Origin of the sequence: Roseovarius sp. SK2 (assembly GCF_028807495.1) — a bacterium.
GTDB classification, from domain to species: Bacteria; Pseudomonadota; Alphaproteobacteria; order Rhodobacterales; family Rhodobacteraceae; genus Roseovarius; species Roseovarius confluentis.
Genome location: NZ_JARAMK010000009.1, coordinates 22,850 through 44,513, shown reverse-complemented (window position 1 = coordinate 44,513; position 21,664 = coordinate 22,850). Strand labels below are relative to the sequence as shown.

General features: G+C 64.8%; 25 protein-coding genes. 12 read left to right on the top strand and 13 right to left on the bottom strand.

All coding sequences use genetic code 11. The features are described 5' to 3' along the window. Position 1: 1 nt before the first annotated feature. From PVV74_RS16150 to PVV74_RS16105, 10 genes are all read right to left on the bottom strand, one after another. Positions 2 to 625 carry a trimeric intracellular cation channel family protein gene (locus PVV74_RS16150; protein ID WP_274593933.1) on the bottom strand — a complete coding sequence of 208 codons (624 nt, stop codon included), beginning with the start codon at positions 623 to 625 and terminating at the stop codon, positions 2 to 4. Further along, positions 622 to 1,089 carry a ribonuclease HI gene (gene rnhA / locus PVV74_RS16145; RefSeq protein ID WP_103764753.1) on the bottom strand — a complete coding sequence of 156 codons (468 nt, stop codon included), beginning with the start codon at positions 1,087 to 1,089 and terminating at the stop codon, positions 622 to 624. Before rnhA ends, PVV74_RS16150 begins: the two co-directional genes overlap by 4 nt. Further along, positions 1,082 to 1,687: a class I SAM-dependent methyltransferase gene (locus tag PVV74_RS16140; RefSeq protein WP_103764754.1), complete on the bottom strand. Its 606-nt coding sequence runs from the start codon at positions 1,685 to 1,687 to the stop codon at positions 1,082 to 1,084. Before PVV74_RS16140 ends, rnhA begins: the two co-directional genes overlap by 8 nt. Next, positions 1,684 to 2,136 carry a DUF3429 domain-containing protein gene (locus PVV74_RS16135; RefSeq protein ID WP_274593932.1) on the bottom strand — a complete coding sequence of 151 codons (453 nt, stop codon included), beginning with the start codon at positions 2,134 to 2,136 and terminating at the stop codon, positions 1,684 to 1,686. Before PVV74_RS16135 ends, PVV74_RS16140 begins: the two co-directional genes overlap by 4 nt. Before the next feature lie 61 nt (positions 2,137 to 2,197). After that, positions 2,198 to 2,854 carry a CDP-alcohol phosphatidyltransferase family protein gene (locus PVV74_RS16130; RefSeq protein WP_274593931.1) on the bottom strand — a complete coding sequence of 219 codons (657 nt, stop codon included), beginning with the start codon at positions 2,852 to 2,854 and terminating at the stop codon, positions 2,198 to 2,200. Continuing rightward, positions 2,851 to 3,219, bottom strand: coding sequence for a hypothetical protein (locus PVV74_RS16125; RefSeq protein ID WP_274593930.1), 369 nt, complete (start codon positions 3,217 to 3,219; stop codon positions 2,851 to 2,853). The genes PVV74_RS16130 and PVV74_RS16125 overlap by 4 nt, the downstream gene beginning before the upstream one ends. Next, the gene (locus PVV74_RS16120) at positions 3,216 to 4,166 is read right to left on the bottom strand and encodes a phosphatidate cytidylyltransferase (protein ID WP_103764758.1); all 951 of its coding nucleotides are present in this window, start codon (positions 4,164 to 4,166) and stop codon (positions 3,216 to 3,218) included. The genes PVV74_RS16125 and PVV74_RS16120 overlap by 4 nt, the downstream gene beginning before the upstream one ends. Further along, complete coding sequence (locus PVV74_RS16115; protein ID WP_274593929.1) at positions 4,163 to 4,822, bottom strand: lysophospholipid acyltransferase family protein; 660 nt, start codon at positions 4,820 to 4,822, stop codon at positions 4,163 to 4,165. Before PVV74_RS16115 ends, PVV74_RS16120 begins: the two co-directional genes overlap by 4 nt. 206 nt (positions 4,823 to 5,028) lie before the next feature. Beyond that, positions 5,029 to 5,979 carry a 4-hydroxy-3-methylbut-2-enyl diphosphate reductase gene (gene ispH, locus PVV74_RS16110; protein WP_274593928.1) on the bottom strand — a complete coding sequence of 317 codons (951 nt, stop codon included), beginning with the start codon at positions 5,977 to 5,979 and terminating at the stop codon, positions 5,029 to 5,031. A gap of 140 nt (positions 5,980 to 6,119) precedes the next feature. Beyond that, on the bottom strand, positions 6,120 to 6,683 hold the full coding sequence (locus tag PVV74_RS16105) for a LabA-like NYN domain-containing protein (RefSeq protein ID WP_274593927.1): 564 nt from the start codon (positions 6,681 to 6,683) through the stop codon (positions 6,120 to 6,122). Between the two features lie 157 nt (positions 6,684 to 6,840). Here PVV74_RS16105 and folK point away from each other — a divergent pair, with 157 nt between their 5' ends. The 11 genes from folK (at position 6,841) to rnc (ending at position 16,123) form a co-directional block, all read left to right on the top strand. After that, positions 6,841 to 7,407, top strand: coding sequence for a 2-amino-4-hydroxy-6-hydroxymethyldihydropteridine diphosphokinase (gene folK / locus PVV74_RS16100; protein WP_274593926.1), 567 nt, complete (start codon positions 6,841 to 6,843; stop codon positions 7,405 to 7,407). A gap of 75 nt (positions 7,408 to 7,482) precedes the next feature. Continuing rightward, positions 7,483 to 7,836, top strand: coding sequence for a DNA-directed RNA polymerase subunit omega (gene rpoZ, locus PVV74_RS16095; RefSeq protein ID WP_103764763.1), 354 nt, complete (start codon positions 7,483 to 7,485; stop codon positions 7,834 to 7,836). A gap of 38 nt (positions 7,837 to 7,874) precedes the next feature. Next, positions 7,875 to 10,019: a RelA/SpoT family protein gene (locus PVV74_RS16090; RefSeq protein WP_103764764.1), complete on the top strand. Its 2,145-nt coding sequence runs from the start codon at positions 7,875 to 7,877 to the stop codon at positions 10,017 to 10,019. A gap of 19 nt (positions 10,020 to 10,038) precedes the next feature. Further along, positions 10,039 to 10,752 (top strand): DUF2062 domain-containing protein, encoded by a 714-nt coding sequence (locus PVV74_RS16085; RefSeq protein ID WP_274593925.1) that lies wholly within the window; start codon positions 10,039 to 10,041, stop codon positions 10,750 to 10,752. 153 nt (positions 10,753 to 10,905) lie between these two features. Further along, a complete protein-coding gene (locus PVV74_RS16080) occupies positions 10,906 to 11,676 on the top strand; it encodes a pyridoxine 5'-phosphate synthase (RefSeq protein ID WP_274593924.1) in 771 nt (256 codons plus the stop codon). Then, positions 11,673 to 12,116, top strand: a complete 444-nt coding sequence (locus PVV74_RS16075; RefSeq protein WP_274593923.1) for an ABZJ_00895 family protein — start codon at positions 11,673 to 11,675, stop codon at positions 12,114 to 12,116. The genes PVV74_RS16080 and PVV74_RS16075 overlap by 4 nt, the downstream gene beginning before the upstream one ends. A 70-nt stretch (positions 12,117 to 12,186) precedes the next feature. Next, a complete protein-coding gene (locus PVV74_RS16070; RefSeq protein WP_274593922.1) occupies positions 12,187 to 12,633 on the top strand; it encodes a hypothetical protein in 447 nt (148 codons plus the stop codon). Then, positions 12,630 to 14,057 (top strand): alpha/beta fold hydrolase, encoded by a 1,428-nt coding sequence (locus PVV74_RS16065; protein ID WP_274593921.1) that lies wholly within the window; start codon positions 12,630 to 12,632, stop codon positions 14,055 to 14,057. Before PVV74_RS16070 ends, PVV74_RS16065 begins: the two co-directional genes overlap by 4 nt. A gap of 11 nt (positions 14,058 to 14,068) precedes the next feature. Continuing rightward, complete coding sequence (gene acpS, locus PVV74_RS16060) at positions 14,069 to 14,470, top strand: holo-ACP synthase (RefSeq protein WP_103764769.1); 402 nt, start codon at positions 14,069 to 14,071, stop codon at positions 14,468 to 14,470. A gap of 116 nt (positions 14,471 to 14,586) precedes the next feature. Continuing rightward, positions 14,587 to 15,426: a signal peptidase I gene (gene lepB, locus PVV74_RS16055; RefSeq protein WP_274593920.1), complete on the top strand. Its 840-nt coding sequence runs from the start codon at positions 14,587 to 14,589 to the stop codon at positions 15,424 to 15,426. Between the two features lie 7 nt (positions 15,427 to 15,433). Beyond that, positions 15,434 to 16,123 (top strand): ribonuclease III, encoded by a 690-nt coding sequence (rnc, locus tag PVV74_RS16050; protein WP_274593919.1) that lies wholly within the window; start codon positions 15,434 to 15,436, stop codon positions 16,121 to 16,123. On the opposite strand, the gene PVV74_RS16045 is transcribed toward rnc, so the two are convergent. From PVV74_RS16045 to PVV74_RS16035, 3 genes are all read right to left on the bottom strand, one after another. Then, positions 16,120 to 16,539, bottom strand: coding sequence for a universal stress protein (locus tag PVV74_RS16045; RefSeq protein ID WP_274593918.1), 420 nt, complete (start codon positions 16,537 to 16,539; stop codon positions 16,120 to 16,122). The two genes, rnc and PVV74_RS16045, sit on opposite strands and share 4 nt — an antisense overlap. 12 nt (positions 16,540 to 16,551) lie before the next feature. Further along, a complete protein-coding gene (locus tag PVV74_RS16040; RefSeq protein ID WP_274593917.1) occupies positions 16,552 to 19,188 on the bottom strand; it encodes a TRAP transporter permease in 2,637 nt (878 codons plus the stop codon). A 70-nt stretch (positions 19,189 to 19,258) separates the two neighbouring features. Continuing rightward, positions 19,259 to 20,218 (bottom strand): TAXI family TRAP transporter solute-binding subunit, encoded by a 960-nt coding sequence (locus PVV74_RS16035; RefSeq protein WP_274593916.1) that lies wholly within the window; start codon positions 20,216 to 20,218, stop codon positions 19,259 to 19,261. 121 nt (positions 20,219 to 20,339) lie between these two features. Between PVV74_RS16035 and PVV74_RS16030 the strand changes: the two genes are divergently transcribed. Beyond that, entirely contained in the window at positions 20,340 to 21,662 is a 1,323-nt protein-coding gene (locus PVV74_RS16030; RefSeq protein ID WP_274593915.1) for an aspartate aminotransferase family protein, read from the top strand. The last annotated feature ends 2 nt before the right edge of the window (positions 21,663 to 21,664 follow it).

Below are 21,664 nucleotides of genomic sequence, written 5' to 3'. Positions count from 1 at the left end.
CTTACGCTCGCGGCGGGCGCGAGCGGTAGACCGGAAGGCGCCAGCCGAAAGCCAATGACCCCGCGCGCAAGGCCCAGGTGACGCCGGCGCAGGCGATCAGGATAAAGATCTCCTGCCGCGTGATCAGCGATACCGCCACGGCGGCCAGCGACCCGGCGAAGGCGGCGGTGACGTAGAGTTCGCCTTGCTTCAACACCAGAGGCAGCTCGTTGCACACAACGTCGCGCATCAACCCGCCGAGGCAGCCTGTGACCATGCCCATGATCACCACGATGGGCAGCGGTTGCGCCATGGCCAGCGCAGTGGCGACCCCGGCCGGAACCGCCACGGCCAGCGCAAGGCTGTCGAGCCAGAGCAGGAGGCGGTACCGGCTCTCGAACAGATGCGCAGTGAAGAAGATCAGGATCGCGGCGGCGCAGGCGGTGGCGATGAAGCTGGGGTTGGCGATCCAGAAGACCGGGTTGCGATCAAGAAGCACATCGCGAACGGTGCCGCCGCCCACCGCCGTCAGGCAGGCGATGAAGGCGAAGCCCACCACGTCGAGCTGCGCCCGCGACGCCACCAGCGCCCCGGTCAGCGCGAAGATCAGAACCGAGGTGTGGTCCAGCAGGAAAAGCGCCGTCATGACTTGGCTTTGCCGGGCTTGAAGGGGGCCATGCCGGCGCGGGCGAGTTCGTCGGCGCGTTCGTTTTCCGGGTGGCCGGCATGGCCCTTGACCCATTCCCAAGTCACGTCATGGCGGTTGGCCGCGGCGTCGAGCCTTTGCCACAGATCGACATTCTTGACCGGCTTCTTGTTCGAGGTTTTCCAGCCGTTCCGCTTCCAGCCGTGAATCCAGCCGGTGACGCCGTTCTTCACATAGGCGCTGTCGGTGACGATGGTGATCTGCGTGGGCTTTGACAGCGTCTCGAGCGCGGTGATGGCCGCCAGCAATTCCATCCGGTTGTTCGTGGTCTCGGCCTCGCCGCCGCTGAGTTCGCGTTCCTTGACGATGTCGTCGCCGTCCTTGGCCTGGAGCAGCGCCCCCCAGCCGCCGGGGCCGGGATTGCCGGAACAGGCGCCATCGGTATAGGCGAAAAGCTCAGTCATCAGCGGGCTTTCTTGCAAGGAGGGTCACCCACTCGGCCAGACTGCCATCAAGGCCTTTGTCGGCGCCGGTGCGCGTCTTGAACGGGTGCAGGCCCGCCGCGGTCAGAAGGTCGGAAAGCTCGGCCTCGGTGACATAGGTATAGAGCCGTCCGAGCGTGTCGCGATGTTCGCCGGTGCCGGTTTTCATGCCGATATGCAGCAGCCCGCCGGGTTTCAGCGCGGTCGCCAGTGCCGCAATATACCGGGGCAGGTCGGCGCGGGGCGCGTGCAGGAGCGAGAAATTGGCCCAGACCGCGTCATAGGCCGCGACCTCGTCGATCTCGTCGAAAGTGGCGCGCCGGGCGGTGACGCCCGGTCGCGCCTCGGCGAGGGCGACCATTTCCGGCGTGGCGTCGGTGGCGGTGACCGCGTGTCCCTCGGACGCCATGATGCCCGAGGCGATGCCGGGGCCGCAGCCGAGATCGAGGATGCGGCTGCCGGGGGCGAGATGGTCGAGAAAGAGACGCAGCGCCGGGTCCTTGCCCGCATTCTTCGTCATGTCGGCATAGCGCGCGGCCTCGGACCCGTAGACCCGGATGGTCTCGTCGTCATGGCTCATTGCGTGAGGCCGATCACGAGGCAGAGCACGACAACGGCGGTGATGATCAGGCGCAGGCGCATCCACCAGTTCGGCGTCACCCCGTCGCGCCAGAACAGCCAGTCGAGCGCGAGGATACCGGCGAAGCCGACGATCAGCATGATCCCGGCCTTGTACGCGCCGCCGCCTTGGGTGAAGAACACCCAGAGCGCGGGAATGACCGAGAGCACGTAGCCGGTGGTGGCCGAGGGGCCGGTCATGCGCGTGGCGAACCCCCAGAGCACGCCGGACATGAAGCTGAGGATCACCGCGCCGTAGAACAGCCCCACGTAAGGCCCGACGAAGCGCGGCCCGACCACGCGCTGGGTCCAGATCGCCAGATCGGGCCAGAGCACGGTCGCGGCGCTCCACAGGAACGGCAGCAGGCCGGCCAGTGCAAGGATCAGGGGTGTGCGGGGAATCTCGTTCACGGGGCGGGGCGGTCCTTGGCTGCAAGCGTCGGACTTGGTTTAGAAGGCCGCCCCGGCGGGATCAAGTGTCAGACGTGTCGTTCGCCCGGTGTTTCAGGGCGTGGATCATGCGGGCGGAGCGGGCGAGGGCGGTGGTGCCCGTGCCGAGAGCGGTCACGATCAGCGCGACAAGCAAGGCGTAGCGCGTGTCGAATAGCGCCAGTTCGATCGCGGTCAGGACTGCGCCGGCGGTGATCGCGGCCATGCGCTGCGGTTTGGCGAAGGGGCCCGAGAAATCCGGGCCCAGCCCCTCGGCCCGGCCCAGTTCGCGGATATAGGCGGTGGCGATGGCCAATGCTCCGGCCAGCAGGCCGAGCGCGAGTTGTCCGGTGGCCAGCCCCGCGCCGGTCAGGATCAGCAGATCGGCGGCGCGGTCGGGGGCCTCGTTCCAGAAGGGGCCGTCGGGTTCGGACTTGCCGCCTTCGACGGCGACCATGCCGTCGAAAAGATTGCAGAGCAGGCGCACCTGACAGCCGAGCGCGGCAATCAGCAGCAGGACGATGGCGGCGGTCGTGCCGGTGTGCGCGGAGGCCCAGAACGCGAGGCAGGCGAGGGCCGAGAAGAGGATCGAGCCCTGGCTGATGCGGTTGGGTGTGAGCGACGTGCGGCTGAGCCAGCGCGCGATGCGGCGGGCCCAGCCGGTGTCTCGGCTGTTCAGGGGGCGGCGGGTGTCGGTCATGGGGTGTGCCTCAGGCGGTAATTGTAGAGTGCGGCGTAACAGGTGGCGACGGTGACGGGCAGGGCGAGGGTCGCCGCGATTTCCGGCGTGCCAACGGTGCGATGCACGAGGAACAGCACCGTGATCGACACCGCGGCACAGGCGAGCGGCGGCAGGATCAGGCCGGGGGTGCCGGAGATGCGCGGCAGCAGGCGTTCGATCACCGATTTCAGCACCAGCGTGATGCCGGCGGACAGTGCGCCCTGCACGAGGCCTGCAATCACAGGCGCCGGCATCGGGTGGGCCGCGTTGGCAAAGACCGCCCAGCCGCCCATCAGGACGAAGCCACCGGCCATATGCACGAGGTTCGAGCGCAAGAGGCTCATGTGAGCGACCAGTAATACCGCGTCAGGTGGAAGAAGAGCGGGGCCGAGAACACCACCGAATCGAGCCGGTCGATGAAGCCGCCGTGGCCTGCGATCATGTGGCCCCAGTCCTTGACGCCCCGGTCGCGCTTGATCGCGGACATCACCAGCCCGCCGAAAAAGCCCGCGAGTGTGATGACGAGCGACATGCCGGCGGCCTGAAGCGGGGTGAAGGGCGTGATCCAGAACAGCGCCGTGCCGATCAGCGTGGCCGAGGCGACGCCGCCGATCAGTCCTTCCCATGTCTTCGACGGCGAGAGCGAGGGCGCGACCGGGTGGCGTCCGAAAAGCTTGCCCCACGTGTATTGCAGCACGTCCGACAGCTGGACCACGACGATGAGGAAGGCGATCAGCAGGACGTTGCGGGCCTCGAAGCCGGGGATTTCGAGGAAGAGGAGCGCGGGCACGTGGCTGGCGCAGAAAACGCAGATCATCAGGGCCCATTGCATCTGTGAGATGCGGACGAGGAAGTTGCGGCTGTCGCCTTGCAGCACCGCGATGATGGGCAGGATGAGGAAGGCATAGACCGGGATCAAGAGCGACCACATGCCGTACCATTCGTACCAGATGAGCCAGTATTGCAGGGGAAGGATCACGAAGAAGGCGCAGGCGATGGCCCAGTGATCGGACGCGCGGCGGGTTGTCAGCGTCACGAATTCGCGCAGGGCCGCGAAGGAGGTGAAGGCGAAAAGCGCGATGACGCCGCCGCGCCCGGCGAGGAACGCCACGGCGAGAAACGCCGTCATGCCCCACCAGGCGATGATGCGGGCATTGAGGTTTTCGATCGTCGCGTTGGAGCCATCCGGTGCGACGCGCTGCTTGAGCACGTAGCCGATGCCGCTGGCGACGATGAGGACGCCGATGATACCGGCCAGCAGGGTGAGAAAATCCGCGTGCGTGTCGGTCATGCTGTGGCCTTCTCTGCCGGACTGTCGTCGGCTGGGGCAAGCGCCTGCAGGGCGGTTTCGGCCCGATTGAGGAAATCCTTGCGGTCCTCGCCGGGTTCGACGCGGATCGGTGCGCCAAAGGTGACGGTGCACAGAAGCGGGATCGGCACCAGCTTGCCCTTGGGCATGACGTCGTTGAGATTGTCGATCCAGACCGGCACCAGATCCACCTCGGGGCGGGCATCGGAGATGTTGTAGAGCCCGCTTTTGAACGGCAGAAGAGGCTTGTCCGTGGTGTTCCGGGTGCCCTCGGGGAAGAGGATAAGCGAGGCGCCGGCATCAAGCCCGTCGAGGATGAGCTTTATCGGGTCCTGGGTGCGGGGCTCGGTGTCGCGGTCGATCAGGACCGCGTTGAAGACATCGCGGCCGATGAATGTCTTGAGCGGGGATTTGAGCCAGTAATCGGCCCCGGCCACCGGGCGCGTCCGGCGCCGCAGGTTGGGCGGCAGGACCGTCCAGATCAGGATGAAATCGCCGTTGGAGGTGTGGTTGGCGAAATAGACCCGCTGGACCGGTTCGGGATCTGAGCCGTCCCAGATGGCACGAACGGCGGTGATGAGCCGCGCGAAGGTGGTGATGGCGCTGCCGGTGAGCCGGGCAAGGATGTCGCGTGTCAAGTTGAGTTCCCGTCTTTCGGGAGAGCCTACAGTCACGGTGGAATTTGAAAAGACAGGAAAACCTGACTCGCAGAGAGAGGTTCCGGGTCAGGCCCGGGACGGGTCGCGCGGGTGGTGCCTTTGCTTCGTTTCGAGTGGCGTGGCGCTGGCAGCATCGGGACGGGTCAAAATACGTGCGCCAGGAAATACCGTCGCGGGCCATGGCATCAGGCTGGTTCGCGCAGAACCCGGGGCACCTTGAATTCGACGTTTTCCTGCGCGGTTTCCACCTGTTCGACGGTGACGTCATAGCGGTCGCGGAACGCATCCATCACCTCGTTGATCAGCACCTCGGGGGCCGAGGCGCCGGCGGTAATCCCCATGGTGGTGATGCCTTCGAGCGCGCGCCAGTCGATGTCGGCGGCGCGTTGCACAAGCTGGGAGTAGGAACAGCCGGCGCGGGCGCCGACCTCGACCAGCCGCCTGGAGTTGGACGAATTGGGGGCGCCGACCACAAGCATCGCGTCGGCCTTTTCAGCCATGGCCTTGACGGCCTCCTGCCGGTTGGTGGTGGCGTAGCAGATGTCTTCCTTGTGCGGGCCGGTGATGTCGGGGAAACGGGCCTGAAGGGCGGTGACGATATCGGCGGTGTCGTCCACCGAAAGGGTGGTCTGCGTGACGAAGGCGAGCTTGCCGGGGTCGCGGACCTCGACATGCGCCACATCCTCGGGCGTTTCGACCAGCAGGACGTCACCGTCCGGCAGCTGGCCCATGGTGCCGACGGTCTCGGGGTGGCCGGCATGGCCGATCATGATGATCTGAAGGCCGTTCACGGCGTGACGCTCGGCCTCGATATGGACCTTGGACACGAGCGGGCAGGTGGCGTCGACATAGACCATCTCGCGCGAGGCGGCCTCGGCCGGGACCGATTTGGGGACGCCGTGGGCGGAAAAGATCACGGGGCGGTCATCCGGGCATTCGTCGAGTTCCTCGACGAACACCGCGCCCTTGGAACGCAGGTCGTCGACCACGTACTTGTTATGCACGATCTCGTGGCGGACATAGACCGGGGCGCCCCATTTCTCGAGCGCCATCTCGACGATCTTGATGGCGCGGTCGACGCCGGCGCAGAAGCCGCGCGGGGCTGCGAGATAGAGGGTGAGGGGCGGCTTGGTCATGGACACTCCTGTTCACCCTAAGACGTAAAGACTGTGACAGGCTGCGTCCAGAGGGGGTGGGAATATCGGTCGCACTGGCTTGGCGGCGCGGGACGTCGGCATGATGCGCGTCCCGCACCGTTCTCAAGCTCTGCGCTACGTCAGGCGGAGGCCTGCTGGCGTTCGGGCGCGTCCTCGCGCGGAGGGCGACCGATGACTTCCTTGAGGTCTTCAAGCTCGATGAAATTATCGGCCTGGCGACGCAGGTCGTCGGAGATCATTGGCGGCTGGCTGCGGATGGTCGAGACGACCGACACACGCACGCCCTGGCGCTGAAGGCTTTCCACGAGCGGGCGGAAATCGCCGTCGCCGGAGAACAGGACGATATGGTCGATCCGGGGCGCGAGTTCCATGGCGTCCACGGTCAGTTCGATGTCCATGTTGCCTTTGACCTTACGACGGCCCTGACTGTCGGTATATTCCTTGGCCGGTTTCGTGACCATGGTGAAGCCGTTGTAATTGAGCCAGTCGACCAGCGGGCGGATCGGTGAGTATTCCTCGTTCTCCAGCAGCGCCGTGTAGTAAAACGCACGGAGCAGCTTGCCACGGCGCATGAACTCAGTCCGCAGAAGCTTGTAATCGATGTCAAAGCCCAGTGCCTTGGCCGCTGCGTATAAGTTTGAGCCGTCGATGAACAGCGCGAGCCGTTCGTCCTTGTAAAACATAAAATGTCCTTCCGAATGTGTTTGCCCTGCCGCGACGATGTACTAGACGATAAACCTGTGAGTGGATTTGAAACTCGGCAGGACAGAAGCTGTACCTAAAAGTTTAGTCTGACCTCCGCAAGACCGCTACACCTATATACGAGGATAAGGCCGAGCGATGCCTGAGCAAAACTACCTGATCGCTTTGGGCGGGAACTTGCCGTCCGAGGCCGGGGCGCCGGAGGCGACCTTGCGGGCCGCGTTGGACCGGTTGCCGCAGATGGGTGCGCGCGTGGTGCAGGCAAGCCGGATGTACCGCACACCTTGCTTTCCCGCAGGCGCAGGACCGGACTACGTCAATGCGGCTGCTGTGCTTGCGGTAGAGGCCAGTCCTGCCGAATTGCTACAACTTTTGCACGAATTGGAGGGCGCGTTCGGGCGCGCGCGGGACCAACGCTGGGGGCAGCGGACGCTGGACCTTGATCTTTTGGCTGCGGGGGCGCGCGTGGTGCCGGACGAAGAGACATACACCGCATGGCAAGGCTTGCCGCTTGAGCGGCAGATGCGGGATGCGCCCGACTGCCTTATCCTGCCGCACCCGCGGTTGCACGAGCGGGCCTTCGTGCTGGTGCCATTGAATGACGTCGCGTCAGACTGGGTGCATCCGGTTCTGAAGAGGACCGTGGCCGAAATGCTGTCGGATCTGCCGGCCGATGCGGTTGCGGAGGTTGTGGCGCTGGACTGATTCTCTGCTTGTAAAGCCTAGGGAGACGCTTTAAATGAAGGGCTTCTTTAGATATCTGCCCTATCCGGAGGCCCCATGGCGCGCGTAACCACTGAAGACTGCGTTGACAAAGTCCCGAACCGCTTTGACCTGGTGATGCTGGCGGCACACCGTGCGCGCGAGATTTCGTCGGGCTCGCCGGTCACCGTGGACCGCGACAACGACAAGAACCCGGTCGTGGCGCTGCGCGAGATCGCAGAGGAAACGCAAGCCGCAGACGATCTGCGCGAGCGTCTGATCGAATCGAACCAGAGCCAGATCGAGGTCGACGAGCCGGAAGACGATTCCATGGCGCTGCTGATGGGCGAAGAAGCCGAGAAACCTGCCGAGGACGATATGTCCGAAGAGAAACTGCTGCGCGCGCTGATGGAGGCGCAGGGCCAGGGCTGAGACCCTGGCCTCCGGGCAGGTGATGGGACGCGGACCAGATGATTGGTGCAGATACGCTTGTCGATCTTGTTCGCGCCTATAACCCGAGAAGTCATAGCGACCTGATCCGCGACGCCTATGCGTTCGGAATGGAAATGCACGAGGGCCAGACCCGGCATTCCGGGGAGCCCTATTTCAGCCATCCCGTGGCGGTCGCCGCCATTCTGACGGAACAGCGGCTGGACGATGCGACGATCATCACGGCTCTGCTGCATGATACGATCGAGGACACGCGCGCATCGTACAACGCCGTGGCCGAACGGTTTGGCGGCGAGATCGCCGACCTGGTGGATGGCGTCACCAAGCTGACCAACCTGCAACTGTCCAGCACCGAGACCCAGCAGGCGGAAAACTTTCGCAAGCTGTTCATGGCCATGTCGAAGGACATGCGCGTGATCCTGGTGAAGCTGGCGGACCGGCTGCACAACATGCGCACGATCCGCGCGATGCGGCCCGAAAAGCAGCTGAAGAAAGCGCGCGAGACGATGGATATCTTCGCGCCGCTGGCGGGCCGGATGGGCATGCAGTGGATGCGCGAGGAACTGGAAGACCTGGCCTTTCGCGTCATCAACCCCGAGGCGCGGGCGTCGATCATGCGGCGGTTCATCACCTTGCAGCGCGAGGCGGGTGACGTGATCGAGCGGATCACCGGCGACATGCGGCTGGAGCTGCAGGAGGCGGGGATCAAGGCCGAGATCCTGGGCCGGGCGAAGAAGCCCTATTCGATCTGGCGCAAGATGCAGGAAAAGGAGATGGGCTTTTCCCGGCTGAGCGACATCTACGGGTTTCGCATCATCACGGCCGCCGAGGATGATTGTTACCGCACGCTGGGCGTGATCCACCGGCGCTGGCGCGCGGTGCCGGGGCGTTTCAAGGATTACATCAGCCAGCCCAAATCGAACGGGTATCGGTCGATCCACACAACGGTGTCGGGACGTGACGGCAAGCTGGTCGAGGTGCAGCTGCGCACCCGCCAGATGCACGAGGTGGCCGAAACCGGCGTGGCGGCGCATTGGTCCTATCGTGACGGCGTGCCGGCCGAGAACCCCTTTGCCGTGGACCCGGCCAAGTGGATTTCCAGCCTGACCGAGCAGTTCGACAGCGAGGAGGACCACGACGAATTCCTCGAGGCGGTGAAGCTGGAGATGTATGCCGACCAGGTGTTCTGCTTCACGCCCAAGGGGGACGTGGTGAAGTTGCCGCGCGGGGCGACGCCGATTGATTTCGGCTATGCGATTCACACGCGGATCGGCAATGGCTGCGTGGGCGCCAAGGTGGACGGGATGCGGGTGCCTTTGTGGACCCGGATCAAGAATGGCCAGTCGGTCGAGGTGATCACCGCCGACGGGCAGACGCCGCAGGCCACTTGGCTGGATATCGCCACCACGGGCAAGGCGCGAGCGGCAATTCGCCGGGCGCTGCGCGAGGTCGATCGTGACCGCTATATCCGGCTGGGCCGGGAGCTGGCGCGGGCGGCGTTCGAGCATGTGGGCAAGAAACCCACGGACAAGGCGCTGGAACGCGCGGCCAAGACCCTGCGCCTGAAAGGCCGTGACGAGGTCCTGGCGCGGCTGGGCAGTGCCGAACTGACCACCAGCCGGGTTCTGAACGCGGTCTACCCGGACCTGGCGCCGGATACCGGCAACGAGGTGGGGCTGGACCGTGCCGTTATCGGTCTGGAGCCGGACCAGCGATTCGACCGTGCGCCATGCTGTCAGCCGCTGCCGGGGGAGCGAATCGTCGGCATCACCTATCGCGGCAAGGGCGTGGTGGTGCACACGATCGACTGCGAGAACCTGCAACGTTACGAGGAACAGCCAGAGCGCTGGATGGACCTGCAATGGCACGGCGGCACGCACGCGGCCGTCTACGAGGCGACGCTGGATGTGACCATCGGCAATGACGCCGGGGTGCTGGGACGTATTTGCACGTTGATCGGAGAGCAGAAGGCCAATATCTCGGACCTGACATTCGTGGACCGCAAACCGGATTTTTACCGGCTGCTGATAGATGTCGAGTTGCGTGATGCAGAACATCTGCACGGCGTGATCTCGGTTCTGGATGCAGAAAGCGACGTGGCCACGGTGGAACGGTTCCGTGATCCCGGCCGGCTGGCGGCCAGTAGCGGAACGGAACAGAGCTGACCCGAAGGAGCCGCGCCCCGTGGTTTTCAAACGCCGTGACAGACTGCCTTGGTGGAAGGCCACGTTACGGTTCCTTTGGCCACGATCGGGTTGGACGCGGGCGTTCCACTACGTCAAGCACCGGGTCAGACGCCTGCCGGATCCGCCGCACCGGATCGCGCGCGGCATTTTTGCCGGAGTCTTCGTCAGCTTCACGCCGTTCTTCGGGCTGCACTTTGTGCTGGCGGTCACGCTCGCATGGATCTTGCGTGCGAATATTGTTGCGGCGTTGTTGTCGACGTTTTTCGGCAATCCCCTCACTTTCGTATTTATCGGGGCGTCTTCGCTTCAGACCGGGTATTTCATGCTGGGGTTGCGCAACAATCCCGAGCTGGAGGCGCATGGCACCCTTGGCAGCAAGTTCGTCGATGCGGGGCGAGACCTTAAGGATAACCTTTGGGCGATCTTCAACGAGCAGAGCGCGGATTGGAGCCGGCTGACAGTCTTTTACGACGAAGTGTTCTTTCCCTACATGATCGGCGCGTTGATCCCGGGCACGATTGCGGGCCTGACCTGCTATTACATCAGCCTGCCATTGATCCAGGCTTATCAGAACCGTCGCAAGGGCCGGATCAAGGCCAAGCTGGCCGCGATTCGCGAGAAGGCGGCGGAGAAGGCCGCAGAAAAGGCCGCGGCCAAGGAGGCCAGGGCTGGGAACAAGGACAAGGCTGACGCGGAGCCCGAGAAGCACTAAAGCGTTCTGCCTTTAACCTGAGACATCAGCGAAAGGCAGAACGCGCGCAACGAGTGAACGGTGCACCGCATTCCGCGAGAATCAGTGATTCAGGTTTTTCGCGAAACGCTTTAGGGTCAAGGCCGAGTCGCCGATCACAAGCTGGAGAATGTCATGAGCGATGCCGGAAAACTGCGCCTTGGCGTGAATATCGACCACGTCGCGACGGTGCGGAATGCGCGCGGCGGGGCCTATCCCGACCCGGTCCGGGCCGCCAAGCAGGCCGAGGCGGCCGGGGCGGACGGGATCACGGCGCATCTGCGCGAGGACCGGCGGCATATCTCGGATGCGGATATCGACGGGCTGATGGCGGCGCTGAAGGGGCCATTGAACTTCGAGATGGCCGCGACCGACGAGATGCAGAAGATCGCCCTGCGCCACAAGCCGCACGCGGTCTGCATCGTGCCCGAGAAGCGCGAGGAACGCACAACCGAAGGCGGTCTGGAAGTGGCGCGCGAGGAAAACCGGCTGGCGCATTTCATCGCGCCCTTGCGCGAGGCGGGGTGCCGGGTGTCGATTTTCATCGCCGCCGACAAGCGTCAGATCGAGGCCGCGCACAGGATCGGCGCCGAGGTGATCGAGCTGCATACTGGGGCCTATTGCGATGCCCATGCAGAGGGCCGGTTCGAAGAACGTGACCGGGAACTGGACAGCCTGCGGGAAATGTCGGCTTTCGCCCAGTCGCTGGGGCTGGAAGTCCATGCAGGGCATGGCCTGACCTATGACACGGTGAAGCCGGTCGCTGCGTTCCCCGAGGTGATGGAACTGAATATCGGGCATTTCCTGATCGGCGAGTCGATCTTTCGCGGCCTTGGGCCCGCGATCGAGGAGATGCGGCGGCTGATGGACGAGGCGCGGGGCGACACGCTGCGTTCGGCGGGATGATCTGGCTGCGCTACAGCGCCGTTTTTCTGGCCGTGGCCATCGGCGTGTCGCAGGTGGTGCGATTGTTGGGGATCACGAAGGACGAGATGCTGGGCTCGGCCGCGCAGATCATGGTGCCGGCGATGATCGCCGCGCTGATCGAAGGTCAGCAATATGTGCGCCGTCACGCCGGCCTGCCCGGGTCGAGCCGGGCCTGGCGCTTTGGCTTCATCGGGATGGGTGTGGCAACGGTGTTGAACGTGGCGCTGGCCTATGCCGGACCGCAGGTGGCGCCGGAATTTGCCAAGCTGGCCATTGCCGCGCCGGGATCTCAGCAATTCGTGACGTTGCTGCTGATGTATGCGGGCGGCTACCTGTTGGCCAACCGGTTCTTCTACGGGATCGGTGCGGGCAACACGATGAGCCGCGACAAGGCCCGCGAGGAACGGGGAGGCGAGTGATGGGCGCGAGCGATGTGCGGGGGCGGCGGTGGGTTTTCACCCACCCTACGCGGTATGCGGGGGCGGAGCCATGAGGAAGACATTGGCTGCACTGGCGGTTGGCCTTGTCGCGTTGGGCGGCAAGGGGCACGCGCAAGACGTCGGTCCTTGCGACTGGCGCAGCGGTGCCGAAGGGCTGATCGAACCCTGGGAGGATTACACGCGGACGTTCTCGGACGGGAAGGTGCGGATCGCACTGCTGGACCGGATCGAGCCGGGCGCGTCGCCTTTGCATATCCTGATCCTGTCACCGCCCTATGACGAGCTGGGTGCACGGCAGTGCCGGATCCTGAGCGTCGAGGGCACGCGCGGGTTCGCGGACGTCGATTTCGGTTCTCTTGAGGCGGACTATGATCCTTCAATCGGGCTGATCTTCGAGCTTGCGGTGCGGGTTATGGGGCCGATCGAGGCCGAGGATCGGATGCTGCGATTCAGCGTGAACCAGGCCAGCGGTGCGATCGAGGCCAGCCTTCGGTGACGGTGCGATGGCATCGGTGGCTGGCCGTGGCGGCGCTGCTTTTGGGCTGTTGGGCGCTTTGGACGCTGGAAAGCGCGCGTTCAGGGGTCACGTTCGAAGAGATGAGTGTGGGGCCGACGCCTGTGACCGTCTGGGCCGGGTCCGAGGACGGGCCGGCGGTGGTCATGGCGCATGGCTTTGCCGGGTCGCGGCAGATGATGCAGGGGTATGGCCTGCTGTTGGCGCAGGCGGGGTACCGCGTCCATGCCTATGATTTCGAAGGGCACGGGCGGCATCCCGTACCGATGTCGGGCGATGTCACGGCCGTGGACGGCACAACGCGGTTGTTGGTGAACCAGACGCTGGAGGTGATCGCGGCGGCGCGGGCCGATGCCGGAGACGTGGCGCTGGTCGGGCATTCGATGGCGACCGATGTGCTGGTCCGGGCGGCGCTGGAGACCGAGGGCATTGGGCCGCTGGTCCTGTTGGCCACGTTTTCGGGCGCGGTGACGGCGCAGGCGCCGGATAACATGCTGATGATCACCGGCGCGTGGGAGCCGCGTTTGCAAGGCTTTGCCGCTGACGCGGTGGCTGACGCGGCCGAAGGCGTGCGGCGGGAGGCGATCGTGGTACCGGCGGTGGACCATGTGGCGATCCTGCATTCGCGGGCGGGCCGGACCGCGGCACTGGACTGGCTGAACGCTTATTACGGACGGGATGGAAAGGCGCAGGTGCGCCCGACCGGTTGGGCGCTGGTCGGCTTGCTGGCGGCGATCACGATGCTGTTTGCGCCCGTCGCACGGCTGTTCCCGGCGGCCGGGGGATTGCCCGATGAGCTGTCGTGGCGACGGTTCGCTGCAATCGTGGCGGCGCCGATCCTTGCGGCCCCAACGCTGGCCGCGCCTGTGGATACGCAAGTCCTGCCGGTTCTGGTGGCGGATTACCTGGCCCTGCACCTGCTGATATACGGTTTGGTGCAGCTTGGCGCGCTTTGGGCCACTGGGGCGCGGCCGGGGCCGATCAGCATCTTGGGCGGGGTGCTGGTGCTGGTCTGGACCGTGGGCGTCTTCGGCTTCGCGCTGGATCGCTACGGCGCCAACTTCTGGCCCGTGCCCGAGCGGTACGGGATCATCGCGGCGCTGGCGCTGGGGGCCGTGCCGTTCATGCTGGCCGACGCGTGGGCGGTTCAGGGCGCAGGTCTGGGGCGCAGGGTGCTGGCAAGGCTGGGCTTTCTGGTATCGCTGGGCCTCGCCGTGGCACTGGATTTCGAGGGGCTTTTCTTTCTGCTTCTGATCGCGCCGGTGATCGTGCTGTTCTTTCTCAGCTTCGGCTGGATCGGGCGGATGGCGGCGACGCGCTTTGGCGCGGTTGGCCCGGGTGTCGGTCTGGGGCTGGCGCTTGCCTGGGCTTTGGGTGTAAGTTTCCCCCTGTTTTCAGCCGGATAAGGGGCGCATTCATGATCCTGGGGATCGGCACGGACCTGGCCAACATAGACCGGATCGCGGGCACGCTGGAGCGGTTCGGTGACCGGTTCCGCAACCGGGTGTTCACGCCAATCGAGCAGCGCAAGGCCGAACGCCGCCGCGATGTGGCGGGCACCTATGCCAAGCGTTGGGCGGCCAAGGAGGCCTGTTCCAAGGCGCTGGGCACGGGCCTGCGCATGGGGATCGCGTGGAAGGACATGGCGGTCAGCAACCTGGAGACCGGGCAGCCGGTGATGAAGGTCACGGGCTGGGCCGCCGAGCGTCTGGCGGAGATGACGCCCGAGGGATACGAGGCGATTATCCACGTGACGTTGACCGACGATCATCCCTGGGCGCAGGCCTTTGTGGTGATCGAGGCGCGACAGGCGGCGTGAAATTGTTATGCGGTGCGACTTTGTGGCTGGCTGCAACGCCGGCTGCGCACGTGAGCGTGGCTTGACACTCGTCACCCCGCCCCGCATGTAGCGCAGAAGAGCAAGCGGAGGCAGGCATGGCCGAAGAATCCAAGACATCGAGCACGATCTGGGAAACCGTCAAGACGGTCTTCTGGGCGCTGCTGATCGCCGGTATTTTCCGCACGATCCTGTTCCAGCCGTTCTGGATTCCGTCCGGGTCGATGAAAGATACCCTGTTGATCGGGGATTTCCTGTTCGTCAACAAGTTCGCTTATGGCTATTCCTATGCGTCCTGCCCGAACATCAAGATGGAGCGGCTCGGGATCGACATCGACGCCAAGAACATCTGCGGCTTTCTGGATAACGACAACACGCGTCTTTTCGGCTCGGAACCCGAGCGGGGCGATATCATCGTGTTCCGTCACCCCAGTAACGGCACGGATTACATCAAGCGGGTCGTGGGCCTGCCGGGCGACCGTATCCAGATGAAAGACGGCGTGCTGAACATCAACGGCGAGCCGGTCGAACTCGAAGATGCCGGAAACTTCGAGGAAGTGCTGGAAGCGCAGGGCCCGCTGGGCAAGACGCCGCGCTGTGCCAACGGGGCCGTGGGCGTGGGAGGCATCTGCGAGAAAGAGCGGCAGATCGAAACCCTGCCCAACGGCGTGTCGCACAGCATTCTGAATGTGGGCTCGCAAAGGTACGACAGCACTGGCGTCTACGAGGTGCCCGAGGGGCATTATTTCTTCATGGGCGACAACCGGGACAATTCCACCGACAGCCGCGCGCCGCTGACGGCGCCGGGCGGGGTGGGATACGTTCCGTTCGAGAACCTGATCGGCCGGGCGGACCGGGTGATCTTTTCGTCGGCGGGCCGGTCGATGCTGTTCTTCTGGACATGGCGCGGCGACCGCTTTTTCGAGAAGCTGGACTGAGGCAGGAATGAAGCTGTCGGGCGATCTCAAAGCGTTCGAGAGCCGCCTGGGGCATGAATTCGGGCGGCCCGAATTGCTGGTCAGGGCGGTCACCCACGGGTCGATGACCACGGCCAACCGGGACGATAACCAGCGGCTGGAATTCCTGGGCGACAGGGTTCTGGGGCTGGTCATTGCCGAGGCGCTGCTGGAAAGCGACAAGGGGGCCGCCGAAGGGCAGCTTGCGCCGCGCTACAATGCGCTGGTCCGCAAGGAAACCTGCGCCGAGGTGGCGCGGCAGATCGACCTTGGCCAGGTGCTGAAGCTGGGCCGGTCCGAGATGATGTCGGGCGGGCGGCGCAAGCAGGCACTTCTGGGCGATGCGATGGAGGCGGTGATCGCCGCCGTCTACCGCGATGCCGGGTTCGACGCGGCGCAGGAGGTGATCCTGCGGCTGTGGGGGGACCGGGTGACATCCGTCAAGGCCGACGCGCGGGATGCCAAGACCGCGTTGCAGGAATGGGCGCAGGCGCAGGGGCTGGCCCCGCCGGTCTACGCGGAGACGGCGCGCAGCGGGCCGGATCACGCGCCGCAATTCACCATCGAGGCGCGGCTGGAAAACGGCGAGGCCGAAGAGGCCACCGCCGGGGCCAAGCGGCAGGCGGAGCAATCCGCCGCAAAAGCCTTGCTGGCGCGGGTGGCCGCCAACAAATCCTAGCGGATGACGATCACGGACTGGTTGGCGTGGCGGGTGATCCGCGCGGCGTTCGGGCCGACGAGGTAATCGCGCAACTCGGGGCGATGCGCCCCTACGACGATCACGTCCGCGCCGATCTTGTCGGCCATGCGCAGGACGCTGTCATAGATCGTCCCCTCGGTCACGTGCACCTGCGCCGTGCCGTCAAAGGCGCCATCAGACCAGTCTTTCAGCGCTTTCTCGGCGGCGGCTTTGGCTTCGCGGTTGTAGTCGCCCTCGAAGGCGGCACCGACCATGTTCATGCCGCTGCCCGGGACCACGTTGATAACGTGGATTTCGGCACCGTCGCCTGCGGCCAGCAGCTTGGCCGCTTGCGCCAGGCGGTCGGCGCCTTCCATCGCGTTGATGTCGACGGCCAGAAGCAGTTTCCGGAACATGGCGTGTCCTCCTCAGAAGGCCGGTTGGGTGGCACGGGGCCGCTGGATCAGGACGATCCCTGCCAGCAGGATCAAGGCGGGGATGAAGAACAGCTCCTTCGGCATGCGGTCATTCTCGACCTCGACCTTGTCCAGGACAACAGGGCTGTCGCCGTAAAAGTCGTACTCGATGCCGATGGCTTCGAAATGCGGGGTGCCGGGGAAGGGTTCTTCGAGCTTGAGCATGCCGTCTTCTTCGATGATATTGAGCCCCTGTTCGGAGAGCGCCGCGGTGCCGTCGCCGGCGATACCGGGGACCACGATGGTGGTTGGCCGGATCTCGGCGGTGTCGAAGTCCGGCCCCTCGATGGTCAGGCGAATGTCCTGACCGGTGTCGACCGTGTCCATCAGCGCAAACACCTCGCTGCCTGTGGCGGTCTGGTACGGCTCTGATATCTGGTCGAGGAAGACGCCGGGCCGGAACAGCATGAAGGCGATGACGAGGAGCATCGCGCTTTCCCACTTGCGCGATTTGGCGATGAAATAGCCCTGCGTGGCAGCCGCGAAGAGCAGCATGGCGATCAGTGATATGAAGAACACCATAATGCCCTTGAGCAGCCCCACGTCCATCAGAAGCAAGTCGGTGTTGAAGATGAACAGGAACGGCAGGAGCGCCGTGCGGATATCGTAGCCAAAGCCCTGCACACCGGTCTTGATCGGGTCGCCGCGTGAGATTGCCGCCGCCGCGTAGGCCGCGAGGCCCACGGGTGGCGTATCATCCGCCAGAATGCCGAAGTAGAAGACGAACAGGTGCACGGCGATGAGCTCGAACTGATAGCCGGCCGTGGCGCCGACCGAGATGATCACCGGGGCCATCAGGGACGAGACCACGATGTAGTTCGCGGTGGTGGGCAGGCCCATGCCGAGGATCAGTGACAGGATCGCGACGAGGATCAGCAATGCCCAGATATTCCCGCCGGAGATGACCTCGATCACCTGGCCGATGACCTGGTGCGCACCGGTCAGGGAGATCGTGCCGACGATGATGCCGGCGGCGCCGGTGGCGACGCCGATGCCGATCATGTTGCGCGCGCCCAGGATCAGCCCGTCGATGAAATCGCGCCAGCCCTGCCATGTTTCGCCGGCAAAGCCCTCGCCGCGGAACATCGCCTTCAAAGGGCGGTGTGTCAGCGCGATGATGATCATGAATATCGTCGCCCAGAAGGCCGAGAGTGCAGGCGACAGGCGGTCGAGCGTGTCGGTGCGCACCATCAGGTTCCACACCAGGATGAAGATCGGAATGGCGAAATAAAGCCCGCCGATCAGCGTCGGTGTCAGACGCGGCGCCTCGGGCGGGCCATCTTCGTCCTTGTCCATCTTGAGGTCGGGATAACGCGCGGCGATGGCGACGAGCACGATGTAGAGCACGGCCACGAGCGCGACCGCCGCATAGATGGAATTGCCCATGATCGGCTCGAGAACGGTGCGCAGGCCGATCATCAGGAAGGTGCAGATGCCGAGGAAGATGAAGCCGGAGAGGAACAGGATCAAGATCATCAGCACGCCGATGCGGCGGCCCGGTTTCTCCAGCCCCTTCAGGCCCATCTTCAGGCTTTCAAGATGCACGATGTAGAGCAGCGCGATGTAGGAGATGACCGCTGGAAGAAAGGCGTGCTTGACCACGTCGATATAGGGGATGTTGACGTATTCGACCATCAGGAAGGCCGCAGCGCCCATGACGGGCGGGGTCAGCTGGCCGTTGGTGGACGAGGCGACCTCGACCGCGCCGGCCTTTTCCGCGGGGAAACCGATGCGCTTCATCAGAGGGATGGTGAAGGTCCCGGTGGTGACGGTATTGGCGATGGACGAGCCGGAGATCATGCCGGTCATCATGGACGACAGGACCGAGGCCTTGGCCGGGCCGCCGCGCAGGGCGCCCAGAAGGGCGATGGCCACCTTGATGAACCAGTTGCCGCCGCCGGCACGGTCCAGCAGGGCGCCGAACAGCACGAAGAGGAAGATCATCGTGGTCGACACGCCAAGGGCCACGCCAAAGACACCCTCGGTCTGCATCCAGTAGTGACCGAGCGCCTTGGACAGGGACGCGCCCCCGTAATTGGTGATGTTGCGGGCCCATTCCGAATACCCGCCGAAAAAGGCGAACAGGATGAAGCAGGACGCGATGATCACCAGTGGAAGCCCGAGCGAGCGGTAGACCGAGATCATCAGCACGGTCATGCCGATGGCGGACATGGTGACGTCGGTCGTGTTCCACAGCCCCGGACGGTCGGCGATCTCGAACCGGAAAACCACGAGGTAGAGGCAGGCGGACACGCCAAGGATGATGAGCGCCCAGTCATAGAGCGGGATGCGGTCGCGCGGCGAGGTCTTGAACAGCGGAAAGGCGAGCGTCGCCAGCATGATGGCAAAGGCCAGGTGCACGTAGCGGGCCTGTGCGACGATATTGGCGAAGATCGACATGCCGGTGGCCTGCGCCACGATGCCCGGCACGCGGGAAGCGATGTAGAGCTGAAACAAGGACCAGACGATGCACGTGCCGATGATCAGCCTTGTCTGCCATGCGGCGGACGGGTTGCGCGCGCCGGTATCGGCCTCGGCCACCATATCATCGGCACTGCGTGTATTCTCGGTTTGATCGCTCACTGTCATGCCCCCTCAAGCAAGTCTCGTCGTCGTGAAAAGGGCGCCCGCATCGGGGCGCCCTTTGGGTGTCAGAGGCTTATTCCATCAGGTCCAGTTCCTTGTAGGCCTTTTCCGCGCCGGGGTGCAGCGGGGCCGACAGAGCGTCCTGAACCATCTCGGAAGGCTCGAGGTTGGCGAAGGCCGGGTGCAGCTGGCGGAAGTCGTCGATGTTCTCCATCACTCCCTTCGCAAGCACGTAGACCGTGTCTTCCGACACGTCGGCGGAGGTCACGAGGGTTGCGCCCACGCCGAAGGTGGTGACGTCCTCGTCGTTGCCGGCGTACATGCCGCCGGGCACCGTGGCGGTGCGGTAATAGGGGTTTTCGTCGATCAGCTTGTCGATCACGTCGCCTGTGACGTTCACGAGCGTGACGTCACAGGTGGTCGCCGCTTCCTGGATGGCGGCGGCCGGGTGACCCACGACGTAGACCATGGCGTCGATGTTGCCGTCGCAAAGCTGTTGCGACATTTCCGAACCTTTGTACTCGGTCGCCAGCGCGAAATCGTCCATGGTCATGCCGTATTCGGCCATCAGCACCTCGGTCGTGGCGCGCAGGCCGGAACCGGCGTTGCCCACGTTGAAGCGCTTGCCCTTGAGGTCCTCGAAGCTTTCGATGCCGGCGTCGGACCGGGCGATCAACGTGAAGGGTTCGGGGTGGACCGAGAAGACCGAACGGATTTCCGGAAAGGGGTTGTCCGAGAAGGTCGAGGTGCCGTTATAGGCGTGGTACTGCCAGTCGGACTGCGCGACGCCGAATTCCAGCTCGCCGGCCTTGATCGTGTTGATGTTGTAGACCGAGCCGCCGGTGGATTCCACGGCGCAGCGGATGCCGTGATCCTTGCGGGACTTGTTGACAAGACGGCAGATCGCGCCGCCGGTGGGATAATAGACGCCCGTCACGCCACCGGTGCCAATGGAGATGAACTCCTGCGCCGATGCGGGGGCGGAAATGGCGATTCCTGCGGCGGCAAACGCGCCGAGAAGGTAGTTTTTCATGGTGTTCTCCCTCTGTTGCGAACATCATCCTGGGATGAGTCGATGGGCACAGTAGAGCCAGAACTTGCCTCGCTTGCAAGGCCATCGGGCGACAAATTATTGAATTCAAGGTGTTAGCCGAATGAGCCGCGTGTTTCACCGCAACAGCCGCGCTGCGCCGCCGACCGTGTCACGGGGCGAAGGGGCCTACCTCTACGACACATCGGGCAAGGCGTATCTCGATGGTTCCGGCGGCGCGGCGGTGTCGTGCCTGGGGCATGGCGACCCGCATGTGACGGCGGCGATCAAGGCGCAGTTGGACAAGGTTGCCTTTGCGCATACCGGGTTCCTGTCGTCCGAGCCGGCGGAGGCCCTGGCGGATCGGTTGGTGGCCGTGGCGCCCAAGGGTCTGGAGCGGGTTTACTTCGTGTCCGGCGGGTCCGAGGCGATGGAAGCGGCGCTGAAACTGGCGCGGCAGTATTTCATCGAGGCGGGACAGCCACAGCGCAGCCGGGTGATCGCGCGGCGGCAAAGCTATCACGGCAATACGCTGGGGGCGCTGGCGACGGGCGGCAACGCGTGGCGGCGCGCGCCGTTCGCGCCGCTCTTGATGGAGGTGAGCCATGTCTCGCCCTGCTATGCCTATCGGGGCATGCAGGAGGGCGAGACCGCGCAGGGCTATGCCGCGCGGCTGGTGGCAGAGCTGGAGGCCGAGATCCAGCAGCACGGTGCAGAGACGATCATGGCCTTCGTGGCCGAGCCCGTGGTGGGGGCGACGCTGGGCGCGGTCCCGCCGGTCGAGGGGTATTACCGTGCGGTACGGGAGGTCTGTGACCGGCATGGCATCCTGCTGATCCTCGACGAGGTGATGTGCGGGATGGGACGCACCGGCACGCTGTTCGCCTGCGAACAGGACGGGATCGCGCCGGATATTTGCGCCATCGCCAAGGGGCTGGGGGCCGGGTATCAGCCGATTGGCGCGATGATGTGCACGGCCCTGATCCACGACACGATCGCGGAAGGCTCGGGGTTCTTCCAGCACGGCCATACCTATCTGGGCCATCCGACCGCCTGCGCGGCGGCGGGGGCGGTGCTGGACCGTTTGCTGGACGATGGCGTGGCGGCGCGGGTGGCACCGCTGGGCAAGGCGCTGCGGGAGCGGTTGATCGACAGGTTCGGACAGCACCCGCATGTGGGCGACATTCGCGGGCGCGGGTTGTTCCAGGGGATCGAACTGGTCGAGGATCGCGAGACCAAAGCGCCGTTCGATCCGGGCCGGAAGCTGCACGCGAGGGTCAAGGCAGCGGCGTTCGAGGCGGGGCTGATCTGTTATCCGATGGGCGGCACCGTGGACGGGCAGCGCGGCGATCACGTGCTGTTGGCGCCGCCCTTCATCCTGACCGAAGACCAAATGGACGAGTTGGTCGACAAGCTGGGGCAGGCAGTGGAGACCGCGCTGGGCTGAGC